Annotated in this window: 21 protein-coding genes and 1 pseudogene; 14 read left to right on the forward strand and 8 right to left on the reverse strand. The window is 70.1% G+C overall.

Features of this window, described 5'->3' with window-relative positions:
• Positions 1-88 precede the first annotated feature (88 nt).
• The gene (locus HBB12_RS14615) at positions 89-2092 is read left to right on the forward strand and encodes an acetyl-CoA carboxylase biotin carboxylase subunit (protein ID WP_236990017.1); all 2004 of its coding nucleotides are present in this window, start codon (positions 89-91) and stop codon (positions 2090-2092) included.
• Positions 2093-2102: 10 nt separating this feature from the next.
• Positions 2103-2519 (forward strand): gamma-glutamylcyclotransferase family protein, encoded by a 417-nt coding sequence (locus HBB12_RS14620; RefSeq protein ID WP_236990018.1) that lies wholly within the window; start codon positions 2103-2105, stop codon positions 2517-2519.
• A 201-nt stretch (positions 2520-2720) separates the two neighbouring features.
• Here HBB12_RS14620 and hisI read toward each other — a convergent pair whose 3' ends face one another.
• Both hisI and folE read right to left on the reverse strand, forming a co-directional pair.
• On the reverse strand, positions 2721-3143 hold the full coding sequence (gene hisI / locus HBB12_RS14625; RefSeq protein ID WP_236990019.1) for a phosphoribosyl-AMP cyclohydrolase: 423 nt from the start codon (positions 3141-3143) through the stop codon (positions 2721-2723).
• Positions 3140-3799 (reverse strand): GTP cyclohydrolase I FolE, encoded by a 660-nt coding sequence (gene folE, locus HBB12_RS14630; protein ID WP_236990020.1) that lies wholly within the window; start codon positions 3797-3799, stop codon positions 3140-3142. The genes hisI and folE overlap by 4 nt, the downstream gene beginning before the upstream one ends.
• Before the next feature lie 252 nt (positions 3800-4051).
• Here folE and HBB12_RS14635 point away from each other — a divergent pair, with 252 nt between their 5' ends.
• The 3 genes from HBB12_RS14635 to thrS all read left to right on the forward strand — a co-directional run bounded on the left by HBB12_RS14635 (position 4052) and on the right by thrS (position 6991).
• On the forward strand, positions 4052-4498 hold the full coding sequence (locus HBB12_RS14635) for an iron-sulfur cluster assembly scaffold protein (protein ID WP_236990021.1): 447 nt from the start codon (positions 4052-4054) through the stop codon (positions 4496-4498).
• Complete coding sequence (yidD, locus tag HBB12_RS14640) at positions 4495-4812, forward strand: membrane protein insertion efficiency factor YidD (RefSeq protein WP_236990022.1); 318 nt, start codon at positions 4495-4497, stop codon at positions 4810-4812. Before HBB12_RS14635 ends, yidD begins: the two co-directional genes overlap by 4 nt.
• A 166-nt stretch (positions 4813-4978) precedes the next feature.
• A complete protein-coding gene (gene thrS, locus HBB12_RS14645; RefSeq protein ID WP_236990023.1) occupies positions 4979-6991 on the forward strand; it encodes a threonine--tRNA ligase in 2013 nt (670 codons plus the stop codon).
• Between the two features lie 57 nt (positions 6992-7048).
• Here the strand turns inward: thrS and nhaA are convergent, their stop codons facing one another.
• Both nhaA and HBB12_RS14655 read right to left on the reverse strand, forming a co-directional pair.
• Complete coding sequence (gene nhaA, locus HBB12_RS14650; protein WP_236990024.1) at positions 7049-8257, reverse strand: Na+/H+ antiporter NhaA; 1209 nt, start codon at positions 8255-8257, stop codon at positions 7049-7051.
• A gap of 98 nt (positions 8258-8355) precedes the next feature.
• On the reverse strand, positions 8356-8556 hold the full coding sequence (locus HBB12_RS14655; protein WP_236990025.1) for a hypothetical protein: 201 nt from the start codon (positions 8554-8556) through the stop codon (positions 8356-8358).
• Between the two features lie 272 nt (positions 8557-8828).
• On the opposite strand from HBB12_RS14655, the pseudogene HBB12_RS14660 reads away from it, so the two are divergent.
• A pseudogene (locus tag HBB12_RS14660) lies at positions 8829-9601 on the forward strand (ion channel).
• 133 nt (positions 9602-9734) lie between these two features.
• On the forward strand, positions 9735-9971 hold the full coding sequence (locus tag HBB12_RS14665; protein ID WP_236990026.1) for a hypothetical protein: 237 nt from the start codon (positions 9735-9737) through the stop codon (positions 9969-9971).
• A 263-nt stretch (positions 9972-10234) separates the two neighbouring features.
• Here the strand turns inward: HBB12_RS14665 and HBB12_RS14670 are convergent, their stop codons facing one another.
• Positions 10235-10990 (reverse strand): glycerophosphodiester phosphodiesterase family protein, encoded by a 756-nt coding sequence (locus HBB12_RS14670; RefSeq protein WP_236990027.1) that lies wholly within the window; start codon positions 10988-10990, stop codon positions 10235-10237.
• Between the two features lie 4 nt (positions 10991-10994).
• Positions 10995-11468: a RidA family protein gene (locus tag HBB12_RS14675; RefSeq protein WP_236990028.1), complete on the reverse strand. Its 474-nt coding sequence runs from the start codon at positions 11466-11468 to the stop codon at positions 10995-10997.
• A 290-nt stretch (positions 11469-11758) separates the two neighbouring features.
• On the opposite strand from HBB12_RS14675, the gene HBB12_RS14680 reads away from it, so the two are divergent.
• The 5 genes from HBB12_RS14680 (at position 11759) to HBB12_RS14700 (ending at position 16563) form a co-directional block, all read left to right on the forward strand.
• Entirely contained in the window at positions 11759-12952 is a 1194-nt protein-coding gene (locus tag HBB12_RS14680; protein WP_236990029.1) for an aspartate aminotransferase family protein, read from the forward strand.
• Positions 12952-13899, forward strand: a complete 948-nt coding sequence (gene argF / locus HBB12_RS14685) for an ornithine carbamoyltransferase (protein ID WP_236990030.1) — start codon at positions 12952-12954, stop codon at positions 13897-13899. The genes HBB12_RS14680 and argF overlap by 1 nt, the downstream gene beginning before the upstream one ends.
• Positions 13900-14250: 351 nt before the next feature.
• On the forward strand, positions 14251-15252 hold the full coding sequence (locus HBB12_RS14690) for an Hsp33 family molecular chaperone (RefSeq protein ID WP_236990031.1): 1002 nt from the start codon (positions 14251-14253) through the stop codon (positions 15250-15252).
• A 93-nt stretch (positions 15253-15345) separates the two neighbouring features.
• Positions 15346-15882, forward strand: a complete 537-nt coding sequence (locus tag HBB12_RS14695) for a PRC-barrel domain-containing protein (protein WP_236990032.1) — start codon at positions 15346-15348, stop codon at positions 15880-15882.
• Between the two features lie 69 nt (positions 15883-15951).
• Positions 15952-16563, forward strand: a complete 612-nt coding sequence (locus HBB12_RS14700) for a LysE family translocator (protein ID WP_236990033.1) — start codon at positions 15952-15954, stop codon at positions 16561-16563.
• A gap of 314 nt (positions 16564-16877) precedes the next feature.
• Here the strand turns inward: HBB12_RS14700 and argE are convergent, their stop codons facing one another.
• Entirely contained in the window at positions 16878-18062 is a 1185-nt protein-coding gene (gene argE / locus HBB12_RS14705) for an acetylornithine deacetylase (RefSeq protein WP_236990034.1), read from the reverse strand.
• 114 nt (positions 18063-18176) lie between these two features.
• Positions 18177-18569 carry a Co2+/Mg2+ efflux facilitator ApaG/CorD gene (gene apaG, locus HBB12_RS14710; protein WP_236990035.1) on the reverse strand — a complete coding sequence of 131 codons (393 nt, stop codon included), beginning with the start codon at positions 18567-18569 and terminating at the stop codon, positions 18177-18179.
• A gap of 133 nt (positions 18570-18702) precedes the next feature.
• On the opposite strand from apaG, the gene HBB12_RS14715 reads away from it, so the two are divergent.
• Both HBB12_RS14715 and HBB12_RS14720 read left to right on the forward strand, forming a co-directional pair.
• Entirely contained in the window at positions 18703-19203 is a 501-nt protein-coding gene (locus HBB12_RS14715; protein ID WP_236990036.1) for a hypothetical protein, read from the forward strand.
• A gap of 60 nt (positions 19204-19263) precedes the next feature.
• Positions 19264-20349 carry a 2'-deoxycytidine 5'-triphosphate deaminase gene (locus HBB12_RS14720; RefSeq protein WP_236990037.1) on the forward strand — a complete coding sequence of 362 codons (1086 nt, stop codon included), beginning with the start codon at positions 19264-19266 and terminating at the stop codon, positions 20347-20349.
• The last annotated feature ends 14 nt before the right edge of the window (positions 20350-20363 follow it).

The raw sequence follows: 20363 nt of genomic DNA on the forward strand, positions 1-20363 counted from the left end.
CGGCGCGCGCGCCATGCTTTAACGGGGGTGAGCTTGGGTGTGATCCACCCGGGTCCGGCTCCCCCTGAAGGCTCGAGTGCGCGCTCCGATGTTCGACAAGATCCTGATCGCCAACCGCGGCGAGATCGCCTGCCGCATCATCAAGACGGCGCGCCGGATGGGGATCAAGACGGTGGCGGTCTATTCCGACGCCGACCGCGACGCGCTCCACGTCGCCATGGCCGACGAGGCGGTCCATATCGGCCCTGCCGCCGCAGCGCAGTCCTACCTCGTCATCGACAAGATCGTCGAGGCCTGCCGGCAGACCGGCGCCCAGGCCGTCCATCCCGGCTACGGCTTCCTGTCCGAGCGCGAGGCCTTCCCGAAGGCGCTCGAAGCCGCCGGCATCGTGTTCATCGGCCCGAACCCGGGCGCCATCGCCGCCATGGGCGACAAGATCGAGTCGAAGAAGGCGGCCTCCGCCGCCCAGGTCTCGACCGTGCCGGGCTTCCTCGGGGTGATCGAGAGCCCGGAACACGCCGTCACCATCGCCGACGAGATCGGCTATCCCGTCATGATCAAGGCCTCGGCCGGCGGCGGCGGCAAGGGCATGCGCATCGCGCATTCGGCCGGCGAGGTGGCGGAGGGTTTTGCCCGCGCCCGCTCGGAGGCCGCCTCGTCCTTCGGCGACGACCGGGTCTTCGTGGAAAAGTTCATCACCGATCCGCGCCACATCGAGATCCAGGTCATCGGCGACAAGCACGGCAACGTCGTCTATCTCGGCGAGCGTGAGTGCTCGATCCAGCGTCGCAACCAGAAGGTCATCGAGGAGGCGCCGTCGCCGCTCCTCGACGAGGCGACCCGGCGCAAGATGGGCGAGCAGGCCGTGGCGCTTGCGAAGGCGGTGAACTACGATTCCGCCGGCACCGTCGAGTTCGTCGCCGGTCAGGACAAGTCGTTCTATTTCCTCGAGATGAACACGCGGCTCCAGGTCGAGCATCCGGTGACCGAGATGATCACGGGCCTCGACCTCGTCGAGCTGATGATCCGGGTCGCGGCGGGCGAAAAGCTGCCGATCGCGCAAGCCGACGTGAAGCTCAACGGCTGGGCGGTGGAGAGCCGCGTCTATGCCGAGGATCCGACCCGCAACTTCCTGCCCTCGATCGGCCGGCTCACCACCTACCGGCCGCCGGAGGAGGGCGCGTTCGGCGAGGCGATCGTGCGCAACGATACCGGCGTCGAGGAGGGCAGCGAGATCGCGATCCACTACGATCCGATGATCGCCAAGCTCGTCACCTGGGCGCCGACCCGCGACGAGGCGATCTCGTCCCAGGCCCAGGCCCTCGACGCCTTCGCGATCGACGGCATCCGCCACAACATCCCGTTCCTCTCGGCGCTGATGCACCATCCGCGCTGGCAGGAGGGCCGGCTCTCCACCGGCTTCATCGCGGAGGAATTCCCGAACGGGTTCGAGGCACCGAAGCCCGCGGGCGAGGTGGCGCGCCGGATGGCGGCCGCCGCCGCCGCGATCGACCACCTGCAGAACGAGCGCAAGCGCGGCATCTCGGGCCAGATGCGCGAGCCGTACCTGCTGCGCTTCGAGCACGAGCGGGTTGTGCTGCTCGGGGACGAGCGGTTCGAGGCCATCGTCGAGACCACCAATGACGGGGTCTCGGTCGCCTTCTCCGACGGGACCGAGTGGCAGGTCGACAGCGACTGGCTCCCGGGCGAGCCGGTCTGGACCGGCTTCATCGACGGCGAGCTGGCGGCGATCCAGGTCCGCCCCCTCCTCAACGGCGTGTTCCTGCAGCATGCGGGTGCCGCCGCCGAGGCCCGGGTCTACACCAAGCGCGAGGCGGAGCTCGCCGCCCTGATGCCGGTCAAGGAGGTCGCGGGTTCGGGCAAGCAGCTGCTCTGCCCGATGCCGGGCCTGGTGAAGAGCATCATGGTCACCCCCGGCCAGGAGGTGAAGGCGGGTGAGCCGCTGGCGATCGTCGAGGCGATGAAGATGGAGAATGTGCTGCGCGCCGAGCGCGACGGCACCGTCCAGACCATCCAGGCCAAGGAGGGCGACAGCCTGGCAGTCGACGCGGTGATCCTCGAATTCGCCTGACCGGTCGTTCGTGCCGCTCTACTTCGCCTACGGCTCCAACATGGACCGGGCCGCCATGGCCCGGCGCTGCCCCGCCTCGCGGGTCATCGGCCTCGGCCGGCTCAACCGCCACCGCCTGGTGATCATGCGCGAGGGCTACGCCTCGGTGGAGCGTTCGCCCACCGGGACGGTCTGGGGCGTGCTCTGGGATCTGGCGCTCTCCGACGTGCCGGCCCTCGACCGCTACGAGGGCGTGGCGAGCGGGCTCTACGTCAAGGCGCAGCAACCGGTCTCGACCGAGGGCGGGGTGCGGCGGGCCTTGGTGTATCTCGGGCGCGGCAACGGTGGGGTGCCGCGGCCGGGCTACCTGGAAGGCGTGATCGCGGCGGGCCGGGAGAACGGGTTGCCGGAGATGTACCTCAAGGGGCTGGCGACGCTGAAGCGGTGAAAACCCGCGACGCCTGAACCCTCCCCCCTCTGCGGGGGAGGGTGCCCCACGGAGTGGGGCGGGAGAGGGTAACCACGCTTCCGGAGAGGTCGCGACCTTGATGAAGGGCGCCGACTGAATCAGCGCGTCGCGCTGCCCCTCTCCCGGCTCGCTCCGCTCGCCACCCTCCCCCGCAGAGGGGGGAGGGTTGATCTATGCGCTCTACGAGGCGCGGGGAACCAGCTTCACCGCCCCGCTCTGGGGATCATACGCCACACCCCGATAAAAGCAGTCCCGCCGCCCGGTATGGCAGCAACCGCCGTCGCCGCCGACGCGCACCCGCAGCAAGAGCGCGTCCTGATCGCAATCGACCCGCATCTCGACGAGCGTCTGGATCTGCCCGCTGGTCGCACCCTTGTGCCAGAGCTCGGCCCGCGAGCGCGACCAGTACCAGACCTCGCCGGTAATAAGCGTGCGCGCCAGCGATTCGGCGTTCATGTGGGCGAGCATCAGCACCGCGCCCGTGTCGGCATCGACCGCGAGCGCCGTGATGAGGCCGTCGGGCCCGAAGCGCGGGGTGAACACCTCGCCCTCTTCCAGCGCCCGCTTGTCGCCGGGCGGGGCAAACACGGGAAGCGCGCTCATCGCCGGTCGCGCACGAGGGTGAGGAAGCGGACCTGTTCGGTCGGGTCCTGCTTGAAGACGCCGGTGAACTGGGTGGTGATGGTCGAGACGCCGGATTTCTGCACGCCGCGCATCGCCATGCACAGGTGCTCGGCCTCCACCATCACGGCGACGCCGCGGGGATGCAGCACCGAATCGATCACCTCGGCGATCTGGGCGGTCATCGTTTCCTGGGTTTGGAGCCGGCGCGCGAAGGTGTCGACCACCCGGGCGAGCTTCGAGAGCCCGACGACGCCGCGGCGCGGATAATAGGCGATGTGGGCATGCCCCATGAACGGCACCATGTGGTGCTCGCAATGGGAGTGGAACGGGATGTCGCGTACCAGCACGATGTCGGAATAGCCCTCGACCTCCTCGAACACCCGGTCGAGGATGGCGTCGGCATCCTGGCGGTAGCCCCCAAAAATCTGCTCGTAGGCCTTCACCACCCGCTGCGGCGTCTCGAGCAGGCCCTCGCGCTCCGGATCGTCGCCGGCCCAGCGCAGCAGGGTGCGCACGGCGGCTTCGGCCTCCTGGCGGGTCGGGCGCTCGGTGACGCGCGCCGGCCGGGGGGCGTCGCTGCGCTTGTCGGCCGCCTCCGGGGACCGGACCGACAAGGACTTCAGCACCGCGTCCATCACGCCTCCAAGATCGAGACCGCCCCCGTCGGGCAGCCATGCCGGGACCGAAAGATGCGCCCCGATCCGGCCGCGCCTCGCACCGCCCGGCAACCGTGCCTATATCGGAAATCCGTCCGGCGCGCGCAATGCACCGGGCGCGCAGCAGGTCACCGCGTCCGAACCCATCCTTCCGTCAAGCCAAAGTCAGACCGGTTCGGTCAAGTCCGATTCGTCCGTCCCGCGGCCCCTCTCGTCCAAAGTACGAATGCCATGCTCGACGACATCTACAATGCCCGCATCCTCGCCCTCGCGGCGGACATCCCCCGCCTCGGCCGCCTGCCGCGCCCGGGGGCGAGCGCGTCCAAGCACTCGAAGCTGTGCGGCTCGACCGTGACGGTCGATCTCGTCGCCGAGGGCGGCACGGTCACCGACTTCGCCCACGACGTGAAGGCCTGCGCGCTCGGCCAGGCCGCCTCCTCGCTGATGGCCCGTCACGTGGTCGGGGCGAGCGCCGAGGAACTGCGCGCACTTCGCGAGACCGTGCGGCGGATGCTGAAGGAGAACGGGCCGGCCCCGGAGGGGAAGTTCGCCGATTTCGCGGTGCTGGAGCCGGTGCGGGACTTCAAGGCGCGCCACGCCTCGACGCTGCTCACCTTCGACGCGGTGGTGGACGCCCTCGACCAGATCGCCGCCCAAAAAGAGGCGGTGCCGGCGTGAGCCCGACCCGCCGCGCGGCGCATCTCGCCATCCGCGGCTACCAGCTGACCTTGTCGGGCCTCGTCGGGCGCCAGTGCCGGCACTGGCCGTCCTGCTCGGCCTATACCGACGAGGCGATCCAGCGCCACGGCCTCTGGGCCGGCGGCTGGATGGGATTCGCCCGGATCTGCCGCTGCGGCCCGTTCGGCACCCACGGCATCGACCTCGTGCCGGACGCCCCGCCTCCTGGTGCCGCCTGGCACCGCCCCTGGGCCTATGCCCGCTGGCGCGGGGTCAACGCGCCGCCGCCGCTCTGCGAGCGCGTCGAGGGCTGAGCGCGAAGACGCGGGCGAAGGTGCAGGACTGTGTCTGACATGTCCCGTCATCGCTGCTATACGGCGCGGCGTCCGGTGCGTGGCTGAAGCCCGCCGGATTCGTGTCCACCATCCGGCTTACCTGCACCGTGCGCAGGAGTGAGCCCCGAGGAGCTTTTCGAGACCCATGCCGATCCTGACATTTCCCAACGGCGATACGCGGTCCTTCGACGGCGCCGTGACCGGCCGCACCGTCGTCGAGGGCATCGCCAAGTCCCTGGCCAAGCGCACCGTGGCGATGGCTCTCGACGGCTCTGTCCGCGACCTCGGCGACACGATCGAGGCGGATGCCCGCATCGAGTTCCTCGACCGTACCGACCCGCGGGCGCTGGAACTGATCCGGCACGATTGCGCCCACGTCCTGGCGGAGGCCGTGCAGTCGCTGTGGCCGGAGACGCAGGTCACGATCGGCCCGGTGATCGAGAACGGCTTCTACTACGACTTCCACCGCGAGACCCCGTTCTCGCCGGAGGACTTCCCGGCGATCGAGGCGCGGATGCGCGAGATCATCGCCCGGGACGCCCCCTTCACCAAGGAGATCTGGGCCCGCGACGACGTGCGCAGGCTGTTCGAGCAGAAGGGCGAGCACTTCAAGGTCGAGCTGGTCGACGCGATCCCGCCGGGCGAGGACCTGCGGATCTACCGCCAGGGCGAGTGGTTCGACCTCTGCCGCGGCCCGCACATGACCTCGACCGCCAAGATCGGCAGCGCCTTCAAGCTGATGAAGGTGGCCGGCGCCTATTGGCGCGGCGATTCGACGAAGCCTATGCTGAGCCGGATCTACGCCACCGCCTGGGCGACCCAAGCCGATCTCGACGCCTACCTGAACCGCCTCGCCGAGGCCGAGCGCCGCGACCACCGCAAGCTCGGCCGCGAGATGGACCTCTTCCACTTCCAGGAGGAGGGGCCGGGCGTGGTGTTCTGGCACCCGAAGGGCTGGACCCTGTTCCAGTCGCTGATCGCCTACATGCGCCGGCGCCTGAAGGGCGACTACGCCGAGGTGAACGCGCCGCAGATCCTCGACAAGGCCCTGTGGGAGACGTCCGGCCACTGGGACTGGTACCGGGAGAACATGTTCGTCACGAAGACCGAGGACGACCGCGTCTTCGCGATCAAGCCGATGAACTGCCCCGGCCACGTCCAGATCTTCAAGCACGGGCTGAAGTCCTACCGCGACCTGCCGCTGCGCATGGCCGAGTTCGGCGCGGTCTCGCGCTACGAACCGTCGGGCGCGCTGCACGGCCTGATGCGGGTGCGGGCCTTCACGCAGGACGACGCCCACGTCTTCTGCACCGAGGACCAGCTCGCCGCCGAGTGCCTGAAGATCAACGACCTGATCCTCTCGACTTACGCCGATTTCGGCTTCGACGAGATCGTGGTGAAGCTCTCGACCCGGCCCGAGAAGCGCGTCGGCTCGGACGCCCTGTGGGATCACGCCGAGGAGGTGATGACCCGGGTGCTCTCCCAGATCGAGGAGCAGTCCGGCGGGCGGATCAAGACCGCGATCAACCCCGGCGAGGGCGCCTTCTACGGCCCGAAATTCGAGTACGTTTTGCGCGACGCCATCGGCCGCGACTGGCAATGCGGCACCACGCAGGTCGACTTCAACCTGCCGGAGCGGTTCGGCGCGTTCTTCGTCGATGCCGACGGGCAGAAGAAGACCCCGGTCATGGTCCACCGGGCGATCTGCGGCTCGATGGAGCGCTTCACCGGCATCCTGATCGAGCATTTCGCCGGCCATTTCCCGCTCTGGCTGGCGCCGCTCCAGGTGGTCGTCGCGACGATCACCGGCGAGGCCGACCCCTATGCCCGCGAGGTCCTGAAGGCGGCGGACGCGGCGGGGCTGCGGGCCGAGGCCGATCTTCGCAACGAGAAGATCAACTACAAGGTCCGCGAGCATTCCCACGCCAAGGTGCCGGTGATGCTGGTCGTCGGCCGCAAGGAAGGCGAGGAGCGCACCGTCTCGATCCGCCGCCTCGGCAGCCCGCAGAGCCGCACGCTGCCGCTCGACCAGGCTCTGGCCGAGCTCGTCGCCGAGGCGACCTTCCCGGATCTGCGCCGGGCGGAAGCGGTGGCCGATGCCGTGCCGAGCGAGGGCGTGACGCTCGACGGGCAGCACGGCGAAACGCCGGTGCCGTAATCCCGAGAAGGGACGGGGTCGGCCCGCCGGCCCCGCCCTTTTCGTCGTCCGCGACGCTCAGGACGTCCGCGACTGTGCCGGTGCGGGCGCAGGCGGGGCCAGCCGCAGCACCAGGGCTCCGGCGGCCATGCAGAGCAGCGAGCCGGCCAGCACGCCGATCTTGGTCTCGGCCTCCAGTTCCGGGCTGCTGGCGAAGGCCAGGAGGCCGATGAACAGACTCATGGTGAACCCGACCCCGCACAGCAGCGCCACGCCGTAGATCTGGAGCCAGGTGGCGCGGGCCGGCCGCTGCGCCCAGCCGAGCCTGACCACGCCCAGCACGAATCCGAACACCCCGAGCTGCTTGCCGAGGAACAGGCCCAAAGCCACGCCGAGGGTGACGGGATCGAGCAGCATCGCCGGCTTGAACCCGGCCAGGGACACGCCCGCATTGGCGAAGCCGAAGATCGGCAGGATCAGGAACGCCGACCACGGATGGATCGCGTGTTCGAGGATGTGCAGCGGCGAGGTCGGGTCGTCCGGCTTGCCGACGCTGAGGCGCAAGGGGATCGTCAGCGCGAGCAGCACGCCGGCGATCGTCGCGTGGATGCCGGATTTGAGCACGAACACCCACAGCACCACGCCGAGCAGCAGGTAGGGCCACAGCCGCGCGACACCGGCCTTGTTCATCCCGTAGAGCGCGGCGAGCGTCAGGCCTGCGCCTCCGAGCATCGGCAGCGACAAGTCGGCGGTGTAGAACGCCGCGATGATGACGACCGCGCCGAGGTCGTCGATGATCGCGAGCGCGGTCAGGAAGACCTTGAGCGAGACCGGCACGCGCGAGCCGAGCAGCGCCAGCACCCCGAGCGCGAAGGCGATGTCGGTGGCGGCCGGAATCGCCCAGCCGCGCAGGGTCTCCGGCGAATGCCAGTTGATCGCGGTGTAGACCAGCGCCGGCATCAGCATGCCGCCGAGCGCCGCGACGCCGGGCAGGATGCGGTCGGGCCAGGTGCGCAGCCGCCCGTCCAGAACCTCGCGCTTGATCTCGAGGCCGACCAGCAGGAAGAACACCGCCATCAGGGCGTCGTTGATCCAGTGCAGCAGGCTCAACGGGCCGAGATAGGCTTTCAGGGCCGCGAAATAGGTATCCGCATAGGCGGAATTGGCGACGACCAGCGCGAGCGCCGCGCTCGCCATCAGCACCAGGCCGCCGCTGGCTTCGTTGTGCAGCATGGAGCGCAAGGCCGAGAGCGGCCGGCGAATGGGCATCGGGGCCTGGATGTTCATGTCGTTCACCTTGCGGGTCCGCAGGGGAGGGGGCGGCGGAATCCGCCGATTGTCGGAGACACTGTCTTCGCGAGGGCGGCCGAGCCGGGGTGGACCTGTCACGATGGCTGCGCCGAGGTCGGGGCCGTGGCCCCATCGTCGCGGGTGCCGATCAGGCCGCCGACCAGCAGAAGGCAGAGCACACCGAGGATGGCGACGAGTGCGACCGCCAGGACGACGTCGGCGGCGCGGACGGTCGTCGGGGCGCGGCGGCTGGCGACTGATGGCCGGAGGCGACGGTGGCTGGTCGGATGAGGCATGGGCACGGGTCTCCGCCGCTGGCGGCCCGACCAGCGGTAGAGATCCTGCAAGCCCCGTCACGAGGCCGCACACCTTGGCGCCCCTATCCCATCGATCGACGGCGCGTGCAATGGCGCACGCCCGGTCCGGGTGCGCGAGAGGGCTCCACGATCGCGTTGCAATCGTGACGCTCTCCGGGCCTTTGGTTGTGCCGCACCCACCGCGCCGAACCCGCATCCGCTTCGTCGGAAAATGCTCTATGGGGCATGCCCGCCTCGCCCGACCGGACCGCATGTCTTCCCTGAAAGCCCGATTGCAGGCCCTCTACGAGGGTGACACCGACCAGGCGCATCGCTTCCGGTACGCCCTGCTCGCCTTCGACGTCGCGACGATCGCCTTCGTGATCGCGACCTCGTTCCTGCCTCTCTCTCTCCCTGGATCCTCGCCCTCGACGGATTGCTCGGGCTCGGGGTGCTGGCGGATTTCCTCGGCCGCCTGACGATCAGCCGGGCGCCGGCCCGCGAGTTCCTGCGCCTGAGCACCTGGACGGACGTGGTCGCCATCGCCTCGTTCCTGGCGCCGATGTTCGCGGAGGGCGTCGGCTTCCTGCGCATCCTGCGTACGCTGCGCCTGTCGCGCACCTACCAGCTGCTCGAGCGCCTGCGCCACGACAGCCGGGTCTTCCGGCGCAACGAGGAGGCGATCCTCGCGGCGACCAACCTCGTCGTGTTCGTGTTCGTGATGACCGGCGTGGTCTACGTCACGCAGCATCGCACCAATCCGGCGATCGGCAGTCCGGTCGATGCCCTGTACTTCACGGTCACGTCGCTGACGACCACCGGCTACGGCGACATCACCCTGCCGGGCACCTCCGGACGGCTGATCTCGGTGTTCGTGATGATCTGCGGCGTGACCTTGTTCTTCCGCCTCGCCCAGGTGGTGTTCCGGCCCTACAAGGTGCGTTTCCCGTGCCCGACCTGCGGCTTGCAGCGGCACGAGCCCGACGCCGTGCATTGCAAGGCCTGCGGCACCACGCTGAACATTCCCGACGAAGGCGCCGACTGAGACCGCCGTGCCGGGAGGGGTCGGTGCACGGCGACATGATCGGGGTTCGACCCTGAGCGTGCCGTGTGCGGGTCGGCACGGCGAGCGCGGTCCGGCGGGCGTACCAGATTGCCGGCAAGCCAGGACTCACGCCATGTCCGAGATCGTCTCCGACGTCACCCGCTACGCCATCCGCCGCGACCGGGCCGGCTGGACGGTCTACGACCTGCGCTCCGGGGCGATCGCGGTCATCGGCGATGTGCTGCAAATCGGCCTCGACCGCGACGAGGCCGAGTGCGTCGCGGAGGCCTCTGGCGATGGGCCGCACGTCTCGGCGCTCGCGGGCGTGCTGCCGCGATTCGCGTGGTTCCAGGTACCGGCCCGTCCGTGAAAGGGCGCTCGATCGGCGCCATCTTTCGATCCGGCGGGAATAGCGGAATATCCCGACCCCTCACCTCATCCTGAGGCGCGACCGGAGGGAGCCTCGAAGGAGGGATCCAGAAGCCTCGGCGATTCCTGGAGCCCTCCTTCGAGGTCAGCCGATTTCCAATCGGGTGCGATCTGCGATCGCCAACACCTCAGGATGAGGTTGGAGGATAGGAACCTCAGTTTTCCGGAACGTCCGAAGATCGGGCCTCTCCCGAAATTGCGAGATCAGGCCCGAAACCCCTCGAACACCATCTGGTCGGCATGCGCCCGCGCCAGCTGCACCTGCGCCTCGGTCCTGACGGTCCAGGTCATCACCGGCATGCGCCCGAGCAGGCGGCAGAGATGGGTCGCGGCGTTCGGCAGGTCGTCGACGCGCCAGGACAGGAAGTCCGGACGGCTCTCGGACACATGCAGCAGGTTCGCCAGCCCGTGCCGTTGCGCCTCGGTGAGGGCGGCATAGGCCGGGTCGTCGTGGTGGCTCTCCGCGACGATGCCGCGCGGGACTCCCGGCGCGAGATCGGCAAGCGCCCCGACGATGACGGGATCGAACGATTTCAGCGCCACCGGCCCGTCATAGGCGGCGACGATGTCCGCGGTGCGGCGGGCCAGGTCCAAGTCGCCGTCGTGCCGGGTCTTCACCTCGATCACCAGCGGCGTCCGGCCGGCGATTTTTCCCAAGAATTCCGACAGGGTCGGGACGCGCTCGGCGCTGCCGAGCACCGTCAATCGCTTGAGATCGGCGGCGTCGCGCTCGCGCACGAGGCCATCGGCCCCGGTGAGCCGGCCGAGGCCGGCATCGTGGAACACCATCGCCTCGCCGTCCCGGCTGAGCTGGACGTCGCACTCGATCGCGTAGCCGCCACCGATCGCGGCCTCGGCGGCGGCGATCGTGTTCTCGGGGATGCCGGCGCCGCGGTCGTGCAGGCCGCGATGGGCGATCGGACGGGCGGTCAGCCAGTCGGGGGCGAGGCGGTCTGTCATTGTATCAGCGGATCTCGAACATGCCCTCGACCTCGACCACGGCGTCGAGCGGAAGTTCCGCGACGCCGATCGTCGAGCGGGCGTGGCGGCCGCGCTCGCCCATCACCTGCACCATCAGGTCGGAGGCGCCGTTCATCACGCCCGCGATGGCCGAGAAGCCCGGTGCCGCGTTGATGAAGCCGCCGAGCCGCAGGCAGGCCACCACCGCGTCGTCGAGGTTGCCGGCCGCCGCGCGCAGCTGCGCCAGGACGTTGAGGGCGCAGTGCCGCGCCGCCTCGGCAGCCAGTTCCGGCGAGACCGCGCCGCCGACCTTGCCCTTGTGGGCCGGGTCGATCTGGCCGTCGGCGCCGAAGGGCAGCTGGCCCGAGATGATCACCAGGTTGCCGCTGCGCTGGAAGCCGACATAGTTCGCCACGGGGGCCGCGGCCGGCGGCAGGGTGAAGCCGAGCTCCTTCAGGCGGTCGAGGGTCGCGCTCATCGGTCCAATCTCCCACCAGGCCCGCCAGCTCGCCGCGTCATGGCCGGTTCGTCGTCCCCGCGGCGTGACTGCCGCGGCGCGGCCGAGACCGGCCGCCCGAGGGTCTGTGCCCCGAAGGAAGTCCGGCCGCAACCCCGGGCGGGGCGATGTGTCCGTGTCATCTCGGCGTCATCTTCATCGACGGCGTTGACAGGGCGCGCTCGTTCCATAGTATCCGCGCGCGCCGCCCTTCGAGGCGGCGCTTTGTTTTCCGGTCGACCGACTCACTCGACCGCGACGGAGACGAGATCGTGACCTCCTCGCTGCTGCCGACCTACGCCCGGGCCAAGGTGTCCTTCGAGCGCGGTGAGGGCGCTTGGCTCATCGCCCGAGACGGCTCGCGATACCTCGATTTCGGCGCCGGCATCGCGGTCAACTCGGTCGGCCACGGCCATCCGCACCTCGTCGCCGCCCTGACCGAGCAGGCCCAGAAGGTCTGGCACGTCTCGAACCTGTTCGAGGTGCCCGACGCCGAGCGGCTGGCCCAGCGGCTGACCGAGGCGAGCTTCGCCGACGTGGTGTTCTTCGCCAATTCCGGTGCCGAGGCCAACGAGGCCTGCATCAAGATGGCGCGCAAGTACCACGCCGCCGGCGGCCATCCCGAGCGCTACCGGATCGTCACCTTCGAGGGCGCCTTCCACGGCCGGACGCTCGCCACCATCGCGGCCGGCGGCCAGCAGAAATACATCGACGGCTTCGGCCCGAAGGTCGACGGGTTCGACCAGGTGCCTTTCGGCGACCTGGAGGCGTTGAAGGCCGCCATCACGCCGGAGACCGCCGCCCTGATGATCGAGCCGATCCAGGGCGAGGGCGGCCTGCGGGTGGTCTCGCACGAGTGGCTGCGCACCCTGCGCTCGCTCTGCGACGAGCACGGCCTCCTGCTCATCATGGACGAGGTCCAGACCGGGATCGGCCGGACCGGCAAGCTCTTCGCCCATGAATGGTCGGGCGTGACGCCGGACATCCTGTCCTCGGCCAAGGGGATCGGCGGCGGCTTCCCGATGGGCGCCTGCCTCGCCACCCGCGAGGCGGCCCGCGGCATGGTGGTCGGCAGCCACGGCACCACCTTCGGCGGCAACCCGCTCGCCATGGCGGTGGGCAATGCCGTGCTCGACATCGTGCTGGCCCCCGGCTTCCTCGACCACGTGCGCCAGACCGGCCTTCTGCTGAAGCAGCGGCTCGCCGCCCTCAAGGACCGCCACCCGGACGTGGTCGACGAGATCCGCGGCGAGGGCCTGATGACCGGCCTGCGCCTCGTGGTGCCGAACACCGAATTCGCCGCCACCGCCCGGGACGAGCACCTGCTGGTGATCCCGGCCGGCGACAACGTCGTGCGCCTGCTGCCGCCGCTGATCATCGGCGAGGCCGAGGTGAACGCGGCGCTCGACAAGCTGGAGGCGGCCTGCGCCGCCATGGAGACGAGGGGCCGGAGGGCCGCCGAGTGATGAATGCGCCCGTGAAGATCGCGCCGGCCCCCCGGCATTTCCTCGACCTGACCGATTTCAGCGGCGCCGAGCTGCGCACGGTCCTCGATGCCTGCGCCGACCTGAAAAGCCGCCGCCGCCGGGGCGAGCCCCCGGCCGAGCGTCCGCTCGCCGGCAAGTTCCTCGGCATGGTGTTCGACAAACCCTCGACCCGCACCCGCGTCTCCTTCGACGTGGCGATGCGGGAACTGGGCGGCGAGACCCTGATGCTCACCGGCCGGGAGATGCAGCTCGGCCGCGGCGAGACCGTCGCCGACACCGCCCGGGTCCTGTCGCGCTACATCGACGCGATCATGATCCGCATCCTCGATCACGGCATGATGCTGGAACTGGCCGAATACGCCACCATCCCGGTCATCAACGGCCTGACGAAGGATTCGCACCCGTGCCAGATCATGGCCGACGTGCTGACCTTCGAGGAGCATCGCGGGCCGATCAAGGGCCGCACCGTCGCCTGGTCGGGCGATTCGAACAACGTGCTGGCCTCCTGGGCTCACGCCGCGGCGCGGTTCGACTTCACGCTCAACGTCGCCTGCCCGCCCGAGATGCCGGTCTCGGAGAGCCTGATCGCCCGCGCCAAGGCCGAGGGCGCGGTGCTCAACGTCACCACCGATCCGTTCGAGGCGGTGGCGGGGGCCGACGCGGTCGTGACCGATTGCTGGGTCTCGATGGGCGACGAGGACGAGGCGCACCGCCACAACCTGCTGATGCCCTACCAGGTCAACGGCCGGCTGATGGCGGCCGCCGCCAAGGATGCGGTGTTCATGCACTGCCTGCCGGCCCATCGCGGCGAGGAGGTCACCGCCGAGGTGATCGACGGGCCGCAATCGGTGGTGTTCGACGAGGCCGAGAACCGCCTGCACGCCCAGAAGGGAATCCTGGCCTGGTGCCTCGGCGCCGTGCCGTGAGGGTATGACCGACGGGCTGGTGGTTCCGCCCCCACGCTTCGATCATCCTCCACGTCATCCCGGGGCTCGGCAAAGCCGAGAACCCGGGATGACGTGGCGTGGGTGAACACCGTGGGGACCGGCGAACAGGCGCCGGCTTCATCCCCCGGTAACCCCTTCGAAAACATCGGTCAGACCACCATATATCGGGATAAGCCGGTCTCTCGCCGCGGCGTCTCCCGCCTCATCGCTCCGCCTGCCCGCTCGCTGCGCGGACATGCGGCGCGGGTTCGCGCGGGAGGCCCCTCGCCGGGAGACCTTCAAAATCGTGCGCGAGAGCCGGCCTTCAGCCTTGCCGGCGACGGTGAGAGCATGTCCGAGACCATTCCCTCTCAGAATTCCGAGGGCCGCGACGACGCGATCCTTCCCTTCGCGGTCGAGCCCCTCGACGTGCGCGGCCGCGTCGTGCGCCTCGGCCCTTCCGTCGACACCATCCTGCGGCGTCACGGCTATCCGGACACCGTGGCGCGGCTCCTCGGCGAGGCCGCGGCGCTGACGGTCCTGCTCGGCTCCTCGCTCAAGTTCCAGGGCCGGTTCCAGCTCCAGACCAAGTCCGACGGCCCGGTCGACATGGTGGTGGTGGATTTCGAGGCGCCCGACCGGGTCCGCGCCACCGCCCGCTTCGATGCCGGCCGCGTCGCCGAGGCCGGTCCCCGCGCCGGCACTGCGCAGCTCCTCGGACGCGGTCACCTCGCCATGACCATCGACCAGGGTTCGGTCCAGAGCCGCTACCAGGGCGTGGTCGCGCTGGAGGGCCAGGGCTTCGAGGAGGCGGCGCACCAGTATTTCCGCCAGTCGGAGCAGATCCCGACCCGGGTCCGCCTCGCCGTCGCCGAGCAGGTCGAGGGCGCGGGACAGGCCTGGAGGGCCGGCGGCCTCCTGATGCAGTTCCTGCCGCACTCGCCCGAGCGCGCGCGGCTGGCCGACCTGCCGCCCGGCGACCTGCCGGAGGGGCATGCGCTCCTCGACGAGAGCCGACCACAGGAGGACGATGCCTGGGTCGAGGCCAAGTCGCTGGTGGCGACGATCGAGGACCACGAACTCGTCGACCCGACGGTGTCGAGCGAGCGCCTGCTCTACCGCCTCTTCCACGAGCGCGGCGTGCGGGTGTTCGAGGCGCTAGGGGTGCACGAGGCCTGCCGCTGCTCGCGCGAGCGGGTGATGGGCATGGTGCGCAACTTCTCGGCCGAGGAGCGCCGCGAGATCGTCGGGGATGACGGCCGGATCGGCATCACCTGCGAGTTCTGCTCGCGGCACTACGACCTCGACCCGGCCGAGGTCGAGGCCGAGATCGCGGGAAGCCCGCAGGCCTGACGCAGCGAAAGAGGGGGCTTACGGGAACTTTTCGCACCGCAACGGACTCATATTGCGCCCGAGCGTGTCGGGCGTCTGATGCCGGAGCCGTCGATGTCCCGCCCCCTCCTCGCCGCCGCGTTCCTCCTCGTCGCCGGCGCCAGCGCCGGCCTGGCGCAGGATGTCGGCGGTCCGAAGCCCGTGCCCGGCACTCCCGCCACCCTGAACAACGACCTGCGGCCGACCTTCGTCGCCCAGGAGCCGAGCGACCTCGTCGCCACGAAGCTGATCGGCCAGAACATCCAGAACGGCGCCAACGAGACTATCGGCTCGATCGCCGACATCGTGCTCGGGCCGGATCTGGCGGTGAAGTCCTACGTCGTCGGTGTCGGTGGCTTCCTCGGCCTCGGTACCAAGTACGTCTCGGTGGCGAAGGAGGCGTTGCAGGTCACCCGGGTCGACGACAAGACCCTGAAGGCGGTGATCAACACCGACAAGGACCAGCTCCGCGCCGCGCCGGAATACGTCTATCTCGGCCAGCAGCCCGCCAAGGCGGATGCTCCGAAGTCCGGCGCGCAGGCAACCGACACGTCGAAATCCGACGTTCCCGCCTCGACCGGCACCACCACGACCCAGCCGGTGCAGCAGTAACCGCGAGTCTGGCGGGGTGGCAGCGTGCATGGCACGCTGTATTCCGGTTCAAAGCCGGATCGCCCCGCCATGCCCCCCGACCTCTATCTCGGCTTCGTCGCCGCGACGCTCGTCCTGATCCTGATCCCGGGCCCGAACGTCGCCCTCATCGTCGCCAACAGCGTGGCCCATGGCACCCGCTACGGCCTCGTCACGGTGGCGGGGACCAGCGTGGCCCTGACGATCCAGCTCGTGCTCACGGTCGCCGGCCTCTCGGCGATGCTGAGCCTGATGGCGGCGTGGTTCGAGGTGCTGCGCTGGATCGGCGTCGCCTATCTCGCCTGGCTGGCCGTCCGCGCCTGGCGTGCCCCGGCGACCGACCTCGCGCAGACCGCGCCGGAACCCCGGGCCGTCCGGGTCATCGCGCTCCGCGGCTTCCTCGTGGCGCTCACCAACCCGAAGACGCTGCTGTTCTTCGGCGCGTTCCTGCCCCAGTTCGTCAGCCCGGATGCGGCGCCCCTCGGGCAGCTGGCGCTGCTCGCCGTGACCTTCCTGGTCCTGGCGATCGGCGGCGATGCGGTCTGGGCGGCGCTGGCGGGGCGGGCGCGGGTCGTGCTGGCGCGTGGGCGGTGGCGCAACCGGCTGACCGGTGGTCTGCTGATGGGGGCGGGCGTCGGGTTGGCGCTGGCGCGGCGGCCGTGAGGTGGAACTGCAAACTCGCCGACGTGTGGAAGTAGAGCGCGTCTCCCTCCCCCTTGTGGGGAGGGGCTAGGGGTGGGGGTGGTGCAGACGGCACCGCCTCGCTCTATCCGGCACCACCCCCACCCCTAGCCCCTCCCGCAACTTGCAGCGATACCGGGCAAGCCCGGGATCGCCGGGGGGAGGGGAGGAGCGTTACTTGCAAAGAGAGAGGATGGTCAGATCGAGTTGTCTGAATGCGACAATTGTCACGGGTGAGGAGAGCCCGCGATTAATTTTTACAACATGCACTCCTTGCGGAAGCTTGCTGTGACGTCTCACACCGGGCTCCACCCCGCCGCACAATCCCGCACCAGCTGGCGCAGGAAATCCTCTCCCGCCTCCAAAGCCGCCAGCGTGATGTATTCGTCCGGCTGGTGAGCCTGGTCGATCGAGCCGGGGCCGCAGACGACGGTCGGCAGGCCGGCGAGCTGGAAGCGGCCGGCCTCGGTGGCGTAGGGCACCGTGATCGTGTGGTTGCGGCCGGCGAGCCGCAGGGCGAGGCGCTCGGCCGGGGAACCGGGCTCGGGTGCGAGCCCCGGTACCGCCGCATCCTCCTCGGTCTCGACGCGGCCGTAATCGCCGAAGCGGTTGAGCCGCTCGCGGGTCACCCGCTCGACTTCCGCGGAGAACAGGGCCGGGATCTCGTCGCGGGGAAGGTCCGGCAGGCCGCGGAATTCCCACTGGAACTCGCAGGCCTTGGGCAGGATGTTGCGGGCGGTGCCGCCACCGATCACCCCGACATGCACGGTCGTGTAGGCCGGATCGAACCGACCGCTGGCGTCGCCCCGCGCCGCCATCTGGTCGGCGATGCGGTTGAGCCCCGCCACCAGCTCCGCCGCCGCCATCACGGCGTTGGCGCCCAGCGCCGGCTTCGAGGAATGCGCCTCGTGGCCGTGGACGGTGGTGCGGTAGGTGTAGATGCTCTTGTGGGCGTCGGCCACGTCGAGGTCGGTCGGCTCGCCGACGATCACCGCGCCCGGCCGCGGCAGGTCCTTGCCGAAGCGCGCGATCACGTCGACGACGCCGAGGCAGGTCAGCTCCTCGTCGTAGGAGAGCAGGATGTGGATCGGCGTCTTGAGGTCGGCCGCCAGCATCTCCGGCACCAGGGCGAGGCAGAGCGCGTCGAAGCCCTTCATGTCGACGGCACCGCGGCCATAGGCCCGGCCGTCGGCGATGCGCAAGGTATAGGGATCGCTGGTCCAGTTCTGGCCGGCCACCGGCACCACGTCGGTATGGCCCGACAGCACCACGCCGCCGTCCCGCATCGGCCCGATCGTGGCGAAGAGCGCCGCCTTGTCGCCGGTCTCGTTGGGGGCGACGATGTAGGGCACGCCCCAGGCGTCGAGGTACTCGCCCACCCACGCGATCAGCGGCAGGTTCGACCTCTGGCTCTCGGTATCGAAGGAGATCAGCCGGGCGAGCAGTTCGAGCGGGGTCAGGCGGGGGCCGGTCTTGGTCATCGGGGCAGGCTGTCTCGCGCAACGGGATTCGAAGCCCCGGTCTTAGCGCAAGCTCACGCCCCTCGACAGCCGCCCCGGCGCAACGTCCCCCAGACGCCGGAGCACAGGCTCCTGTTAGTGCATCACCCGGCGCACATGCGGCGAATCGAGCGAGAAGGCGGGGATCGCCGCCTCGAAGCTGCGGCCGTCGGCGGTCGCCATGGTGTAGGTGCCCTCCATCGTGCCGTCCGGCGTCGTGAGGGGGCAGCCGCTGGTATAGCTGAACGATTCGCCGGGCCCGAGCACCGGCTGCTTGCCGACCACGCCGGCGCCGCGCACCTCCTGCATCTCGCCGCGACCGTCGACGATGCGCCAGTGGCGGGAGCGCAGCTGCACCTGCTCGCTGCCGTTGTTGGTGATCTCCACCGTGTAGGCGAAGAAGTAGCGTCCGCTGTCGGGCGAGGATTCCTCCTCGACGAAGCGCGGCTGCACGGACACGCTGATGCCGCGGGTCTCTGCCTTGTACATCAGGGAACCTCCGCTGGCGGCCCCGCAGGCAAGCGCGACGGCCGGCGGGGGTCGTGGTACGTCCGGCCTTCCGGATCGTCAATCACCGGCGATCACGGTCGGTAATCCTGCACGAGGCGCGCCCGTTCCCGCCATGAGGTTTCTTCGCTCGTCCACGACCGTCGCGGGCCTTGCCGCCGCCGCGGCGCTGGCGCTCCGGGCCGATGCCACGGCGCTCGCCCTGCTCGCCCTCTGGTGCGGGCTGACCCTGCTCGCGGCGCGGCGGGGGATGGCGGGGGAGGAGGGAGCCCGGATCCGCCTCGCGCTTGCCCTCGCGCTGGCGTGGCGGGCGCCCGGCGGTCCGGCGGCGGCACTCAGCGCGGCGCTCCTCGTCGAGATCGCCGTGGCGCGGCTGACGGCCGTCGCGGCGGCCCGGACCGGGACGGCGATGCCCGGCCTGGACCCGCACTCGCTGATCCTTGCCGGCGGGCGGGGGGCCGACATCGTCGCAGGTGCGGGCCTTGCCGCCCTGATCCTGTGGCCGGATCGGCTGCCGCTGATCGCGAGCGCGCTCGCCGGCCTCACCGCCATGGGGGCGATCGCCCGGGCGAGCCTCGCACTCGCGGTGATGCGGGGGATGCGCGACGAGGCGTGATCCTCTTCACCTCGTCGCAACCCTGGCCTACGACAGTGGCCGCTTGAGGATGGACAGGTCATGGTGAAGCTCGAGGACGGGATTCAATCGGCGGAGAGCATCGTGGCGCTGGCCGCCGCCGGGGTGATCCGGCCGGCCAGCCCCTTTGCGGACGATCAGGTCCAGCCGGCGAGCCTCGACCTGCGCTTGGGCAACCGGGCCTGGCGGGTGCGGGCGAGCTTCCTGCCAGGGCGCACCCGCGACGTCGCCGCCTGCCTCGACAAGCTCAAGCTGCACGAGATCGACCTGCGCCAGGGCGCGGTGCTGGAGACCGGCTGCGTCTACATCGCCGAGCTCCAGGAGGGCCTGGCCCTGCCGCCGGACCTCGCCGCGAGCGCCAACCCCAAAAGCTCGACCGGGCGCATCGACGTGTTCACCCGGGTCATCACCGACCAGGCGCGGGAATTCGACATGGTCGAGGCCGGCTATGCCGGGCCGCTCTTCGCCGAGATCTCGCCGCGCACCTTCCCGGTGCTGGTGCGCACCGGCTCGCGCCTGTCGCAGCTGCGCTTCCGCCGCGGCGCGGTGCGGCTCGACGATGCGGCGCTCGCCCGCCTGCACGCGGCGACGCCGCTGGTCGATTCGTCCGACCCCTCGTTCCAGGGCGGCGTCGCGGTCTCGGTCGATCTCTCGGGCTTCGACGGGCTGATCGGCTACCGCGCCAAGCGCCATACCGGCCTCGTCGACGTCGACCGGCCCCGGTCCTATCCGGCGGGCGAGTTCTGGGAGCCCCTGCGGGCCGACGGATCCGGCACGCTCATCCTCGATCCGGGCCAGTTCTACATCCTGGCCTCGAAGGAGGCGGTGCAGGTACCGCCGGACTTCGCCGCCGAGATGGTGCCGTTCGATCCCCTGGTGGGCGAGTTCCGGGTCCATTACGCCGGCTTCTTCGATCCCGGCTTCGGCCATGCCGAGGCCGGCGGCACCGGCGCCCGCGCGGTGCTGGAGGTGCGCTCCCGCGACGTGCCGTTCATGCTGGAGGACGGCCAGATCGTCGGCCGCCTCGTCTACGAACGCATGGCCCAGCGCCCGGCCGCCCTCTACGGCAGTGCCGCCGGCTCGAACTACCAGGCGCAGGGGCTGAAGCTCTCGAAGCACTTCGTCTGACCCTCGCCTCCGGG

Origin of the sequence: Methylobacterium sp. SyP6R, assembly GCF_019216885.1 — a bacterium.
Classification (GTDB): Bacteria; Pseudomonadota; Alphaproteobacteria; order Rhizobiales; family Beijerinckiaceae; genus Methylobacterium.